The sequence below is a fragment of the Bartonella japonica genome, assembly GCF_040545385.1.
Taxonomy (GTDB): domain Bacteria; phylum Pseudomonadota; class Alphaproteobacteria; order Rhizobiales; family Rhizobiaceae; genus Bartonella; species Bartonella japonica.
Genome location: NZ_JBEPLT010000010.1, coordinates 1 through 15211, shown reverse-complemented (window position 1 = coordinate 15211; position 15211 = coordinate 1). Strand labels below are relative to the sequence as shown.

Sequence of the window (15211 nt, the reverse complement as noted above, 5' to 3'; positions counted from 1 at the left end):
AACATAATTGAAAAAATAATAATATTAAGCCCACTCACCCTTACAAAATACCGGAACTTTCATACCATCCGACATAATGCCATCTATGTCGATTTCACCCGATCCAATCATCCAGTCAATATGAATCATACTTTTATTACCCCCACGTACTGCAATTTCCTCTGCTGTCAAAGATTCTCCATTTAAAAAGCACTTAGAATAACACTGCCCTAAAGCAATATGACAGGCCGCATTTTCATCGAATAATGTATTATAAAAAAGGAGATCGCTCTTAGAAATGGGAGAAGAATGAGGAACAAGAGCAACTTCACCTAACCGACTCGCTCCTTCATCACTTTTCAAAATCTGTTGTAAAACTTCTTGGCCAGCTGAGGCTCGAGAATCAACAATACGCCCTGCTTCAAAACGAACCTCGATATTATCAATGAGTGCTCCTTGATAGGAAAGTGGCTTCGTAGAACGAACAAAACCTTCAACCTTATGAGCATGAGGAGTAGTAAATACTTCTTCTGTTGGAATATTAGGATTACAGATAACGCCATTTTTAGCCGTTGATGCACCACCATGCCACTCATGATCATCTGCTAAACCAACCATTAAATCAGTCCCTGGTCCTGTAAAATGTAAAGCAGAAAAACGCTGCTCATTAAGCCAAGATGATCGTTGCTTTAAAGCCGCATTATGCATAGACCACGCATGCACAGGATCTCCTTCTGTAACACGTGAAGCAGAAAAAATTGCATCAGATAATTTCTTAATCGCCTCATTAAGCGGTAAAGAAGGAAACATCGCCTCAGCCCATCCTGCTGTTGGATAAGCAACAATTGACCAGTTTATAGCAAAATTTGATATTTTTTTAAGTGCTGGCTGATAAGCCATTGAAGTTGCCTTATTTAAACGCGACACTTTATCAAAATCTTGATTGGAAAGCAGCAAAGGATTGTCACCAACAATCGCTAAACGCGCAGCTCCATTTTCAAAAGCATTCGCCATCCCTTCATACAACCAAGAAGGCGCACAATTAAAACTAGCAGAATGCGCATTTTCAAAACGGGTCAGCGATAACACATCATCACTAAAAAGTGGGGTAATGACACCAGCACCAACCTTATAGGCATGGTATGCAATACGCCGAACAAAAGGTAATGCTGAAACTGGAGCAGTCACAACAAGATCCTGACCTTTTTGTAAATTTAGCCCGACTTTAACCGTAACCTCTGCAAGACGATTCAACATTTCAGGCGAAATCACCTCATGCATATCAAAGTTCATTACCAAATCCTTTTTTGATTATGAAGAAATTACAAAACTCTGTGTCGTTTTTCTAACATTGCAACAATCGCATTTAACTGTTCTGATGATGGCACAGAATAAGCCATAATTGCTTTGTCTGTTTTTTCCTCTATACGATGAGGTGCATGCAGAGGAATGGGGACTTTATCAAGCTGTACCACAGCAAAAGGCGTAGTATGACCCTTGCTCGACTGCGCTACCTTTATAGAAGAAGATGTATTTTGTTCTTCTTCTGCTTTGATTTCTTGGCTTGTTAAGCTTGCATTCATAAAACTCGATGCATTGCCTGAACGTTCTTGGGCAAAAGCATAAGAAACATCATAAGGACGATCATTTGTCGGAACTTGAAGCAATCCATCTCGAGAGCGCTTTTCATAAAAGGCATTCCCCCCTGCAACACGAACATAATGCATATTTTTATAAGGAAAAGACAAACCTGCAGTATGAAAAAATTTAGCATATTTAAGTTTCTTATCTCGTTTTCCCCGTAAAACAGCATCAGCTGCCTTTCTAGCAAGCGCCACAGATGCCGGCTCTGTCATAGGACGTGTTAAAACGCCAGGAGCAAATTGCTTATATTGGCCAACAACACCACAAATCGTTTTAGGATAAGCGGTTGAATTAACACGATTCATAACAACCGTTCCAACAGCAACCATTCCTTCAAAGCTTGTACGATTTGATTCAAAATACATTACACGCACAAGGCATTGGCGCTCTGTCAATGGATAAGTTACTGTTTCTACCTTCTTATTATCATTCTTCCCAGTACTCAATTTCCCAGTACCCAAATGATGCGAAGAACACCCAACAGCAACCAACGGCGCTAAACAACAGCTAATAAAAATAGTCCAACATTTTTTTTTCATCTTATACAACACATTCCTATGTTATTGAAATACTCGAAATTTTAATGAGTTCTCAATATATATCCAAAGAAAGTATACGGTTAATTGTTACTACTTAGTAAAGTTTTAATACAATTAATAATTTAAAAAAAACTTATGCGAAATAAAAAATAAAAAACTATTAATTTACGATTTAATATTGTCATTACGAATGGGAAAATGATGTAAGACGATACCATTCCTCACACTTCAATCACAATAAAATACCACGCTTCTGAAAATTCTCTAGCAGTTCTACATATAAAAAGTTTAAGATACTAAAACTGTCTGCATCCGTATTGAAGCTTCAAATGAATATTCTCTTTATTACAAATTTTTAAAAATAACCAAAGCTAAAGTATAAATGGAGAATACTATCCAAATATATCTCACTTAAAGTCAAAAAATAGTAATATTATCTGTAAAAACCCCTTTATTGCTTATCAACACTGATCCATGAACGCATCCATCATCTCTCTTCTACAGCTATCATGTAAAACAGTACCCTATGATTTTTATCTTTAATAATAAATGCATTTTATATAACCAAAGTAAAATTCTAATCTATTTTCTTTTCACCTACTCCAACTTTATAGGTAAGATCATCACGAGGACGATCGAAAGACATGTGATAACCTGTTATGATATAATGCAACATTTCCGCAATATTGGTAACATGGTCACCAATCCGTTCAATATTTTTTAAACAAAACAGTAAGTGGGTACAAGCCGTAATATTGCGCATATCTTCCATCATATAAGTTAAAAGCTCGCGAAAAAGAGAAGTATACAAAGAATCAATTTTACCATCACGTTCTCGTACGGCATCAACACGCTCCAATAAACGGCTCGTGTAAGCACTTAATACTTCCCTCAACTGACTGAGTGCTAAAGCTGTAATTGTTTCAAGCCCATGGTAAAAAGCAGCAGGTTGGCGTGTCTCTGAAAGAGCTACCGTCCGCTTGGCAATATTTTTTGCCATATCTCCAATCCGCTCAAGATCAGAAGAAATACGAATAGCACCAATAATTTCACGCAGATCAACAGCCATTGGTTGACGTTTGCAAATAATGGCAATCGCTTTCTCATCAATGTCGCGCTCTGCTTCATCCAAAAACAAATCATCACCAATAACTATCGTCGCAAGTTGAGGATCATTACACACAATCGATTCAACAGAGCGTTCAATCATTTTTTCCGCATGATGTCCCATTTCTGTAATTCTTGCTTCTAAATATTTTAGTTCTGCATCATAAGAGCGAACAGTATGTTTCATAGACATCTCTTATACTCCTTCGTGCACCTATCCAAAACGCCCAGTAATATAATCTTGCGTACGTTGCTCTTTTGGTGAGGTGAAGATCATTTCAGTTGCACCAACTTCTACCAAATGCCCTAAATGAAACATGGCAGTATATTGAGAAACACGCGCTGCTTGTTGCATAGAATGTGTCACAATAACAATTGTATAATTTTGTCGTAACGCATCTATAAGCTCTTCAATCCGTGCAGTTGCAATAGGATCAAGAGCCGAACAAGGTTCGTCCATCAAAATAACTTCAGGACTTACTGCAATAGCACGTGCGATACACAAACGCTGTTGCTGTCCTCCCGATAAACTTGTACCTGCCTCATGAAGACGATTTTTTACTTCTTCAAATAAACCTGCTTGCCTCAAACTCTTTTCAACCACATCATGCAATTCGGCACGCGATTTTACTAAACCATGAATACGTGGACCATAGGCAACATTCTCAAATATGGACTTTGGAAAAGGACTAGGCTTTTGAAAAACCATTCCAACACGAGCGCGCAATTCTACAACATCAATCCGCGAGTCATAAATATCCTCTCCATCTAAAGTAATAAGACCCGTTATTTTAGCACCTTCAATCGTATCATTCATACGATTAAAACAGCGCAAAAAAGTTGATTTTCCACAACCTGAAGGACCTATTAAAGCAGTAACTTGATGTTCAGGAATATCAAGAGTAACCCCATGAAGTGCTTCTTTTCCCCCATAAGAGACCCTCACATCCTGACCACGCATTTTCATTTTCATTACAAAAATTCACCTTACTTTAAAATACAAACCTTATCCAAGTGACTGCTTTATCGAAGCTATTGGCGCCTTTCAAATCGTCGACGTAAAAAAACAGCAGAAATATTCATGATTGCAAGAAAAATCATTAATACCATAATAGCGCCTGATGTCTTTTCAACAAAGGCGCGTTCTACTTCACCTGCCCACATGAAAATTTGAACAGGTAAAGCCGTTGCAGGCTCCATAGGTGTAGCAGGAATATTCACAACAAAGGCAACCATTCCAATCAAAAGCAAAGGGGCTGTTTCACCTAAAGCCTGAGCTATACCAATAATCGTGCCTGTCAAAATACCAGGTGCTGCTAAAGGAATAACATGGTGAAAAACCACTTGTGTTTTTGATGCTCCCAAACCTAAAGCTGCCGCGCGAATAGAGAGAGGAACAGCGCGTAAAGCTGAACGTGTTGCAATAATAATTGTTGGGAGTGTCATAAGAGCCAAAACAAGCCCACCAACAAAAGAAGCTGAACGTGGTAATCCAAAAAAATTAATAAAAACAGCCAATCCTAAAAGACCAAAAACAATTGAAGGAACAGCTGCAAGATTATTGATATTCACCTCAATAAAATCTGTAAATTTATTTTTGCGTGCATATTCTTCCAAATAAACAGCTGTTGCTATCCCTATTGGGAGTGAAAGCGCCAAAACTATGGACATCATATAAAGAGATCCAATGATTGCTACACCTAATCCTGCAGTCTCAGCACGGCTTGAAGCACCAAATGTAAAGAAACCAAAATTAAATGTTTTATAAAGCGTACCATCATGCGCTAAACGTTTCATCCATTTTACCTGACGATCCGAAACTTTGCGATTCTTTTCCGCTACATGCAAATCAATCTGTCCCTTATAAGCAGAATCAATATCCGCTGACACCAAAACCTTGATTTTTTGTATTGTTCCAATCAGCTTCGGATTCTTTGTCACCATTTTACGTAATTGAACACGTACACCGTTTGAAAACATACGGTTAATATCCCGCAGTGATGCCCTATCATTTTGGTCTATATCAAGTTTTTTTGCTAAAGCATTTCGCACAAGAAGGGGATAATTAGCAGTGATGAGTATTTGTGGATTTATTTTACGCTGACCACTTGGATCAATGATTTTTTCATCCAAATAAATCGATAATGCCATTTCACTTTGAAAAAAAGCTGTATACCCTTGACTAATAATAGACCATAAAAGTGCAAATAAAAAAAATAAACCAATAAAAATAGCAATCAAACCATAAGCTCGGAAACGACGTTCAGCCCAATATCGACGTTTAATGCCAACATTGCGATGAGATAAAAAGAAAACTTCATTCATTCATACTGTTCCCGATATTTACGCACAATATAAAGAGCGAGGATATTCATCAAAAGTGTCATGATAAAGAGCGTCATCCCCAGAGCAAAAGCGACAAGCGTTTGGGGAGAATTAAATTCAAAATCACCTGTCAACTGATTAACAATCTTAACCGTCATCGTAGTCATTGCTTCAAATGGATTAAGCGTTAAGTTTGCTGCAACACCTGCCGCCAAAACTACAATCATCGTCTCTCCAATTGCACGTGATGCCGTCAATAAAATTGCTCCCATAATCCCTGGAAGAGCTGCTGGTATAACCACTTTTTTAATCGTTTCAGATTGCGTTGCACCTAAACCATAAGACCCTTCACGTAAAAAACGTGGAACAGCTGTGATAACATCATCAGACAAAGAAGAAACAAAAGGAATCAACATAATTCCCATCACAATTCCAGCCGTTAAAACACTTTGAGACATAATAAAACCAGCACCACCAGAAAGAGACACAGAGAGATCTTGCAAAAATGGTCCAACAACCTTCAAAGCAAAAAAACCATACACAATGGTTGGAATCCCAGCCAGTACTTCCAACAATGGCTTAACAATTGATCGTAACCGCGTAGAAGCATATTCAGCCATATAAATAGCTGAAAACAATCCTATAGGAACAGCAAAAAGCATCGCTATAAACGCAATATAAAGTGTACCTGCAAGAAGCGGTATTAAACCAAACTGCCCCACTTCATTACCCGAACCACTTGCTGAAAAACGCGGATCCCAAACCGTTCCAAAAAAGAAGTTGGAAAAGGGTACAGATTGAAAAAAGCTTATCGTTTGAAAAAACATGGATAATGCAATGGCAATTGTCGTCAAAATCGCAACGACAGATGCACAAGCCAACCCACTCACAATAAAACACTCAACCTTATTGCGTGCACGATGACGAGGAGAAACTTGCATAACTCCACAGATGAAACCACAAAATGCAATAACAAAAAGAAAACTATGGCCAATAAACTGCAACTTTTCAGAAGAATGAATCCATGACTGCGCTATCCTTAACACTTCATTAGATGTTTCATGCGGAAAAATAAACCCTTTTGCAAATAACTGAGCACGCACTTCTTCATATGAGGAGGGAGAAAAATCTTCCTTAAAACGATGCATCATTTCAACTAAACTTCGAACAGCCTCCAAAATGAGATCATGATTTACAAGCTCTGTCATAGGCGCACTATATGCACCAACCTCTTGAGAAGCACTATATTCTAAATAAATTGCACTACCATTCTCCCAGACAATTAAAAAAATAACAGCTGGAATAACAGCCATTAAAAATGTCCACCAGCCGTAGTAATATGCACGAGAGTGCATTTTATATTGTGAAAACTCTAGGTAACGCGCGCGCGCATAAGAAATACAAAAACCAATAAAACCAAAAAGTAGTAATAGCAAAATAACAAAGGAAATGCGCATATTATCTTTCACTTTTTACAAAAAAGTAGCACACAAAACTCCTCCACTGAAAATCCAGCCAATTATTTCAAAGTCATCACTTTATTTCAAAATCATCACTCTTCCAGCTGAAAAAGCAGAACGCTGTGCCTGGCGCTCTTCCTCAGAAGCAACAACCAGACCATATTCATCCAACGGGCTATCTGGACCAATCATTTGATCAGAAATAAAAAAATCTATATACTCCCGCAAACCTGGAACAATTCCTAAATGTGCTTTTTTCACGTAGAAAAAAAGCGGACGAGAAACTGGATATTCACCACTAGAAATTGTCTCAACAGTTGGCATAATACCATTAATATTTACAACCTTTAATTTATCTGCATTATTTTGATAAAAAGACAAACCAAAAACACCCACCCCTGTTTTATGAGAAGCTAGACGTGCAAATGTTTCAGAATAATCACCATCAATATCAATGACTTTACCATCTTTACGCACAGCAATACAAGCAGTGTATATCGCCTTATTACTCATCCCCAAAGCTTTCATCACCTCAACTGCTCCACTCTCTTTACAGCCCGCAGCTAGCAATTTTTCTTCAAAAACTTCACGAGTTCCATGTTTCTCCCCAGGAATATAAGCAGCTATTGTCCAATCAGGAAGAGAATTATTCACTGTATTCCATTTCAAAACATCATTAGGCTGTAATTTTCCATCTTTTATAACCTGAGCAGCAAGTGCTTTATAAACATCTACTGGCCGTAGTTTCCAATGAGGTCCATTTATATTTGTTGCCAAAACAATGCCATCATATCCAATACGTATTTCCTCAACATCTTTTACACCAGCATCAAAACAAGATTGTAATTCACTAGGCTTCATTACCCGTGAAGCATTCACGATATCGATTGTATTCTTCCCAATACCACGACAAAATTCTTTAATACCAGCTCCTGTCCCACCCGATTCGATAACAGGAACCTTAAAATTAGGATAAATTTCTCCAAATATCTCAGCAACAATCTTTTGGTAAGGTAAAACTGTAGAGGAACCAGAAATCTGAATTCGATCGCGTGCATTACCAACATTAACAGTCAACAATACAGCACAAATCACGCCTATTCCAAACGACAAGACTCTGCTCATCCATAACCTCCTAAGAATCTGAGCCAAGAACTTTATTTCATATCATATAATCATCTGAATTGTCATTCACATTTACAACATGACATATATAAAAGTAGTATTAATCACTTTTTTCACAAAACTATGTTGCGGCTCTTTATTTACAAGATTTAGTTTGAACGTTTGCGTTCAACAATATCCCAGAAAAGATGAGCAATATCCCTACCACCAAAACGTTTAATTTCACGAATTCCAGTAGGAGATGTCACATTGATTTCCGTTATATAATCTCCAATCACATCAATTCCCACAAGAAGAAGGCCACGTTCCTTTAAAGCTGGACCAATGCACGTGCAAATTTCATAATCACGTTTTGTTAAATCAATATTTTCCGCACGCCCTCCCACATGCATATTAGAGCGAACTTCCGTTTCTGCTGAAACCCGATTTATCGCTCCAACAGGCGCACCATCAAGCAAAATAATCCTTTTATCTCCTTTTCGCACTTCATTCAAATAACGCTGAATGATAAAAGGTTCACGGTACATTTCCACAAACATTTCCAACAGCGATGCTAAATTGCGATCATCCTGTTTCAAATGAAAAACACCAGTTCCCCCATTGCCATAAAGTGGTTTTATAATAATGTCACCAAATTCCGCTCTAAAATCCATTACCTCTTCAATATCTTTTGTAATTAATGTCTCTGGCATCAAATGTGAAAATTCCGTCACAAAAATTTTTTCTGGACTATTACGCACCCATGCAGGATCATTCACAACAAGCGTCTTAGGATGAATACGCTCTAACAAATGTGTTGTAGTAATATAATTGAGATCAAAGGGAGGATCTTGACGTAAAAGAACCACATCCATATCCGTCAATTGCGTGCGAAAAGGCTTTCCTAATTCATAATGTCTCCCCTCTTTATCATGTACCGTTAATGGATCTAGTTTTGCAATGACAAAACCATCGCGCATAGATAAACGGTCTGGTGTATAATGAAAAAGAGAATGTCCTCGTTCTTGCGCCGCTAACGCAAGTGCAAATGTCGTATCTCCTTGAATCCGAACTGTTGAAATATGATCCATCTGAATAGCAATTTTCATAAATAAAACTTCCCTATGCTGAAAGCAGACTAGTCTATGTGCCGTAAACTTAGTAAACTATAAAAAAACTATGACAAGAGAAAACCCATGATACAAAAAGCGGACGAAAAATTAAGTAATGAAGAAATCGAACGCTATGCACGCCACATTATTATGCCTGAAATTGGTGGGGCAGGACAACAAAAACTCAAAACTGCACGCGTTCTTGTTGTTGGAGCCGGTGGACTTGGCTCCCCTATCCTCACCTATTTAGCTGCTGCAGGCGTTGGTACTCTTGGAATTGTTGATGACGACATCGTTGCACTTTCTAATTTACAACGCCAAGTTATTCACAAAACCAATACAATTAATCAACCCAAAACTGATAGTGCCCAAGTTTCTATAAAAGCAATTAATCCCCATATTATGGTTGAAAAACATAATATACGATTGGATAAAGGTAATGTGGATAAACTGCTAAATGCCTACCACATCATTGTTGACGGAAGTGATAATTTTGCCACACGCTACCTGCTTGCTGATCATGCTGCCCAATGCAAAAAGCCTTTAATAAGTGGTGCTGTAGAACGTTTTAACGGCTCACTCACAGTGCTTATGCCTTATAAAGACAATAATCCTCATTACCGTGATATCTTTCCCAATCCACCTGCTCCTGGCACTCTCCCAACCTGTGCAGAGAATGGGATCATCGGCATTTTACCTGGAGTCATTGGGACACTCCAAGCAATGGAAGCCGTTAAGCTTATCACAAACATTGGTGAACCATTAGTGGGAAAAATTCTCCTGTATGACGGCTTATTTGCCCAATTTAATGTTGTGACCTATAAAAGATCAAATTCTAGTGCAAATGCAAAAAACATCTGGATTGGTGTGTAAGAATTTTGGAGACAAAAAATACGAGCAGCAAAACCATATTCAACCATTTTCCTATTGTGCATAACAATTACTTCATGGACAAGCACTTTGAAAACTCTTAAATCATGACTTATAAACAGATAAAAAAATGATATCTTTCTTTGAAATGCCGCAAAAAATTAATGATCTGCAGGTGTATAGTTATATCAAAAAAGACGTTAGTTCATCAAGCATAATAAAGTGCAGTTTGAGAATGATTGCACGTGCAAGTGCAATGCTCTCTTTTCCTCATATAGATAACAACGATACGCAGAAGAATTGGTATCAATTTCATGCAAAGCTTGAACTATATGACTATTCCGTTCAGAATAGAAGAGAGACAGTCCATGAATCGATAATCCTTCCGTAATAATCTTACTCATAGTGCAAAGCATTAAGAGCGATCATCGGCGCTTGAAAAAATAGCTCTATTTTTACTGCAAATTTTACGCAAGTCTTCCTTTTCTTCAATAAATTCTCATTGTTAAAAAGAATTTCACCTCATTGATCAAGCATTTTTAAAAAAGGCAAAATTACAAAATAGACAACATTGTTACCATCTTTTTATCTAGGTTTTCCCACCAACATAACTGTCTCTCCTTCTTTAATTTCAAAAGAAATTTATTCAGGGATATATTTTTCTTTCCCTTGGCACAATGCTACAAAAAAATCATGTACCGCAAATTTATCGTTGTAATCTCTTCCGCAAATCAAAAGCATCTCGCACAGCCTTACCAATAAACGGAAGCAACGATAGCGTAACAGCAATAACAACCAATCGCACTTCTTTTTCCAATAAAGCACTCTTGATATATTTCAGCCCTACTCATCTTCCTTGCTATCTGTTAATAAAGGAACAGGTTGATCAGATAAGCTGCGTAAATAAAGTAAAAGATCAGCACGATCTTGATCATTTGTTATCCCACGAAAAGACATAATTGTTCCTGGAAATGTATTACGTGGTGACTGCAAATAACGATCTAAAGTGATAAAATCCCATTTCTGATCAGAATTTGCACGCAATACTCGTGAATAAGCAAAACCTGGTACCGCTGCCAAAGGGCGGTTCACTATATCCCAAAGCATTGGACCAACACGTCCTGACTGATTGTGTCCAGAGGTATGGCATATAGCACATTGACGAAAAATTTTACGTCCATTTTCAAGATCGCCTTGTTGAAGGCGACTGCTCAACGACAAAGAAGAAGCAGATATTTGTTGCTTTTCCTCAAGTACATCATTTTTTACAATTTTAGAAGGTTGAATAGATAACGAATTATCATAAACTCTATCACTCAATGTGGAAATTCCCACCAAAATAATCAGCGCAAATAAACAGGCACAAATAAAATAAATAACCGTAGAGCGATTCATAAAAAACTTAAACATTCATGTTTTTATTACTCCTTTTATTGTAAGCTTTTTCGCTATAACATACAACAGCATAAATGCATCATACATATAGCATTCGGAAATTTATAATGGCTATTGAACCAATTATTTTTATCCCTGCCCGCATAGGCTCAACCCGTCTCCCACGAAAAGCTCTCGCAGAAATCGCTGGAAAACCAATGATTGTCCATGTTGCTGAACAAGCAAAAAAATCTGCATTAGGACGTACCATTGTTGCAACAGATCATCCGGATATCGCCAAAGTCGTTACAGATTACGGGCATGAATGTATTATAACGCGCCATGACCATCAATCTGGATCTGATCGCATTTATGAAGCTTTAACCCGTACTGACCCTAAACAACATTATAATGCTGTTTTGAATGTACAAGGTGATCTGCCAACAGTCACCCCTCGTGAAATCATCAGCACATTATCCCCTCTAGAAAATAGTTTAACTGATATTGCAACCTTGGGCGCAAAAATCGCTGAGGAAGACGAAAAAAGAAATCCGAATGTTGTCAAAATTATTGGTACACCACTTTCCCCAAAACGTCTGCGTGCTCTTTATTTTACCCGCGCAACAGCACCTTATGGAGATGGTCCTCTTTATCATCATATTGGAATATATGCCTATCAACGTGAAGCACTTGAAAAATTTGTAATGTTTAAATCCTCTCCACTCGAAAAACGTGAAAAACTTGAACAATTACGCGCATTAGAAAATAATATGCGTATCGATGTAGAAATTGTTGATACAATTCCCTTAGGAGTTGATACACAATGTGACCTTGAAAAAGTACGTAAAATTTTAGCATGAAAACACTCAAACAAACCAATAAAATCTCCTTCCAAGGAGAATATGGTGCAAATTCCCATATTGCTTGTTCTCATATGTTTCCCGATATGGTTGCTGTCCCCTCTGCTACTTTTGAAGAGGCACTCAATTTAGTGGAAAGTGGGCAAACCGATCTTGCTATGATTCCTATCGAAAATACTCTTGCTGGTCGCGTTGCGGATATTCATCACCTTTTACCGCACTCATCTCTCTATATTATTGGTCAATATTTTTTGCCTATCCATTTTCAACTCATGGTTTTACCTGGCGTTACACATGAAGAAATTAGAACCGTCCATAGCCATACCCATGCTCTTGCACAATGCCGTAACATTGTACGTAATAATGGCTGGATGCCTGTCACCTTTGCTGATACAGCTGGAGCTGCAAAATTTATTAAAGAAAATGCGAATCGTTCACAAGCAGCCTTAGCACCTCTGATTGCAGCAGAAATCTATGGACTTGATATTCTTGAACAAAACGTTGAAGATAGTCCCCATAATATTACTCGTTTTGTTATTCTTTCACGAACACAACAACATGTGTCTAAACCCAAAAACGGTGAAAAAATAATCACTAGCCTTCTTTTTCGAGTGCGCAATGTGCCAGCTGCACTTTATAAAGCTCTTGGAGGATTTGCCACAAACGGTATTAATATGACAAAATTAGAAAGCTACCAAATTGGTGGAAATTTCAATGCAACGCAATTTTTCGTTGATCTAGAAGGACATCCTGAAGATCCTATGATGCAGCTTGCCCTAGAAGAACTCTCTTTCTTTTCTGCTGAATTGCGCATTATTGGCATTTATCCTGCTAAAAGTGATAGAATATTACAAACATAACTGAAAATATAAAGGACACGTAAATTGCACAATTTTTCTAAATTGCACAATTTCTCATTGACACCGAAAAGTACCCTAAAGACATCATGGTACAACTTGCTCTAGAAGAATTATCCTCTTTTTTGCTGAACTAACTTCATAATGGGTAAAAACGCTCCTTTATAGAATATTTAATGTATTTAAATCATATTCTTACATAAATAATGCGCGTACACTTAGAGCAGATAATGTATAAGTACCGATACACAATTTCCTTTGGCTATCCGCTTTCTCTCTTACAAGCGGATACTTTTTGTAAAAAAACATACTGTATTTTATATTTAATCTTTTATAGCAATTTATTTTAAAGAGATGACTATAAATTTCCTAAATAAAGCTATAAAATAATTTAACTTTCTACCAATGTACATCAAACAATAATGTTTTTCATTATAATTTATACAATGTTTAAATGTCATTTAACTTTGTTTAAAATGTCGTTTAACCTTGCTTTGATATCTAAATTTTAACTTTAGCATATTTACGAGAACTAACTTATGATTAATTGTATTTTTAAACAAATGATGAGAAAAATCTGTACTAAAGGATTGTTGCTTGCCAATATTTTCATTTTCTCCACTGTTGCGTTCGCTGGGTTTGGTGAAAGAAAATGGGATTTTGCACGAGGTGAAAGTGTTGCGATTGGTGCACACTATGCGATGAGTGAAATATATAGAGGTGCTGAATATTCTTGCAAAGCATTTAATCCCCCAAAAGTAACATTTACTTTATCGTACTTGTCCTCTTCTGACTTGAATAACTTAAGAATTGTTGCTGACAATAAAAATAAAATAACCCACGATAAAAAAAATAAAATCTCTCGAGATAAGCTTCCCTACATCAGGAAATTATATCCTTACAAATATTACCAATAAACGAGTGATTGGAGTAGATTGCGATGCAGGTGATTATGACTAACCATACTGTCAACAGTACCTCACTGAAATAAATTTACCCAAAAATGTTCTAGTGAACCTTTTTCGCAATCACAGTTCATTAATTATCAACACCTGATTTTTAGAGGATTTTAATTCTTGTGCTTGTCTAGCAAAAAACAAATTATTTGAAAAAAAGCAATAGATTGTGGATTACAGTGTGCTATTGAGCAAAAACATTTTGCCCACTTTTTCGATTACAATAAATTACCAATTGTAACGAATTATATAACCTGTATGTTTTCCCCCTCTGTTTCACTATTATAAATACCTTGTCATTTATTGTGCACTTTAGTAAAGTGAATTTCCTATTCTAAAATTTCTTAAGAAACCTTAGCTTATTAACACCTTCTTACCTCTCATAATTCATATCGAAAAAATAAACACTTTGTTTATACTCAATGAATAGGGAAAACTGTCCTTATAAAAATTAATAAATCTCTATCCTCTTTTTAAAAGATATAAATAAAGCATATCGCGAACGGAAGCATCACAAATTCTTATTAAAATATTCTCTATATAGGATATTATGTCAGAAAATCGCTACTAAATCATAGAGAATTTGTGAGTAATATCCCTACTTATCCTGTTACCCCAAACCTACAGTTGATATACGTATCAAACGTAGAGCGTTCTACCGCTTTTTACAAATTCATCTTCAAGAAAGAGCCTGTATTCATCTCGCCACGCTATGTTGCGTTTGCTTCTTCAGGTGATGCACTTTTTGCACTCTGATCTGGGGGCGATATGCCTGAGAAAAATGTACCTCGTTTTTCAGAAATCGGCATTATGTTGCCTACTGGAGAGAACGTAGATAAAACTCTATGCGGAATGGCAAAAGCAAACCACCGTTGAGATAAATGTCTTGAAGGAACCATATACTGATGTATTTAGACGTACCTTCCTTCTCCACCGCGCATTGCATAAAAATATAATAATATCAATTATTTATTGGATAAAATTTTATATGAATCCACTTAGGAATCCACATTTTTATACGTAA

The 15211-nt window shown here is 36.9% G+C and carries 12 protein-coding genes and 1 pseudogene; 4 read left to right on the top strand and 9 right to left on the bottom strand.

What is annotated here, in order from left to right; translation table 11 throughout:
- Nucleotides 1–24: 24 nt before the first annotated feature.
- From ABID39_RS05300 to gshB, 8 genes are all read right to left on the bottom strand, one after another.
- A complete protein-coding gene (locus tag ABID39_RS05300; protein ID WP_354186759.1) occupies nucleotides 25–1272 on the bottom strand; it encodes an aminopeptidase in 1248 nt (415 codons plus the stop codon).
- A gap of 29 nt (nucleotides 1273–1301) precedes the next feature.
- Nucleotides 1302–2162, bottom strand: a complete 861-nt coding sequence (locus ABID39_RS05295; RefSeq protein WP_354186757.1) for a cell wall hydrolase — start codon at nucleotides 2160–2162, stop codon at nucleotides 1302–1304.
- A 577-nt stretch (nucleotides 2163–2739) separates the two neighbouring features.
- Complete coding sequence (gene phoU / locus ABID39_RS05290) at nucleotides 2740–3462, bottom strand: phosphate signaling complex protein PhoU (RefSeq protein ID WP_354186754.1); 723 nt, start codon at nucleotides 3460–3462, stop codon at nucleotides 2740–2742.
- A gap of 21 nt (nucleotides 3463–3483) precedes the next feature.
- Nucleotides 3484–4242: a phosphate ABC transporter ATP-binding protein PstB gene (pstB, locus tag ABID39_RS05285; protein WP_354186752.1), complete on the bottom strand. Its 759-nt coding sequence runs from the start codon at nucleotides 4240–4242 to the stop codon at nucleotides 3484–3486.
- Nucleotides 4243–4301: 59 nt separating this feature from the next.
- Nucleotides 4302–5594 carry a phosphate ABC transporter permease PstA gene (pstA, locus tag ABID39_RS05280; protein WP_354186750.1) on the bottom strand — a complete coding sequence of 431 codons (1293 nt, stop codon included), beginning with the start codon at nucleotides 5592–5594 and terminating at the stop codon, nucleotides 4302–4304.
- Nucleotides 5591–7051: a phosphate ABC transporter permease subunit PstC gene (gene pstC / locus ABID39_RS05275; protein ID WP_354186748.1), complete on the bottom strand. Its 1461-nt coding sequence runs from the start codon at nucleotides 7049–7051 to the stop codon at nucleotides 5591–5593. The genes pstA and pstC overlap by 4 nt, the downstream gene beginning before the upstream one ends.
- An 81-nt stretch (nucleotides 7052–7132) precedes the next feature.
- Nucleotides 7133–8179 (bottom strand): substrate-binding domain-containing protein, encoded by a 1047-nt coding sequence (locus ABID39_RS05270; RefSeq protein ID WP_354186746.1) that lies wholly within the window; start codon nucleotides 8177–8179, stop codon nucleotides 7133–7135.
- Between the two features lie 149 nt (nucleotides 8180–8328).
- Nucleotides 8329–9267: a glutathione synthase gene (gene gshB, locus ABID39_RS05265; RefSeq protein WP_354186744.1), complete on the bottom strand. Its 939-nt coding sequence runs from the start codon at nucleotides 9265–9267 to the stop codon at nucleotides 8329–8331.
- Between the two features lie 87 nt (nucleotides 9268–9354).
- Here gshB and ABID39_RS05260 point away from each other — a divergent pair, with 87 nt between their 5' ends.
- Complete coding sequence (locus ABID39_RS05260) at nucleotides 9355–10143, top strand: molybdopterin-synthase adenylyltransferase MoeB (RefSeq protein WP_354186742.1); 789 nt, start codon at nucleotides 9355–9357, stop codon at nucleotides 10141–10143.
- Nucleotides 10144–10983: 840 nt separating this feature from the next.
- Here ABID39_RS05260 and ABID39_RS05255 read toward each other — a convergent pair.
- Nucleotides 10984–11535, bottom strand: coding sequence for a c-type cytochrome (locus tag ABID39_RS05255; protein WP_354186815.1), 552 nt, complete (start codon nucleotides 11533–11535; stop codon nucleotides 10984–10986).
- Between the two features lie 107 nt (nucleotides 11536–11642).
- Here ABID39_RS05255 and ABID39_RS05250 point away from each other — a divergent pair, with 107 nt between their 5' ends.
- The 3 genes and pseudogenes from ABID39_RS05250 (at nucleotide 11643) to ABID39_RS05240 (ending at nucleotide 14191) form a co-directional block, all read left to right on the top strand.
- Nucleotides 11643–12374 (top strand): 3-deoxy-manno-octulosonate cytidylyltransferase, encoded by a 732-nt coding sequence (locus ABID39_RS05250; protein WP_354186740.1) that lies wholly within the window; start codon nucleotides 11643–11645, stop codon nucleotides 12372–12374.
- Nucleotides 12371–13234 (top strand): prephenate dehydratase, encoded by an 864-nt coding sequence (locus ABID39_RS05245; protein WP_354186738.1) that lies wholly within the window; start codon nucleotides 12371–12373, stop codon nucleotides 13232–13234. The genes ABID39_RS05250 and ABID39_RS05245 overlap by 4 nt, the downstream gene beginning before the upstream one ends.
- A 563-nt stretch (nucleotides 13235–13797) precedes the next feature.
- Nucleotides 13798–14191 (top strand): annotated as a pseudogene (locus tag ABID39_RS05240) (hypothetical protein).
- The last annotated feature ends 1020 nt before the right edge of the window (nucleotides 14192–15211 follow it).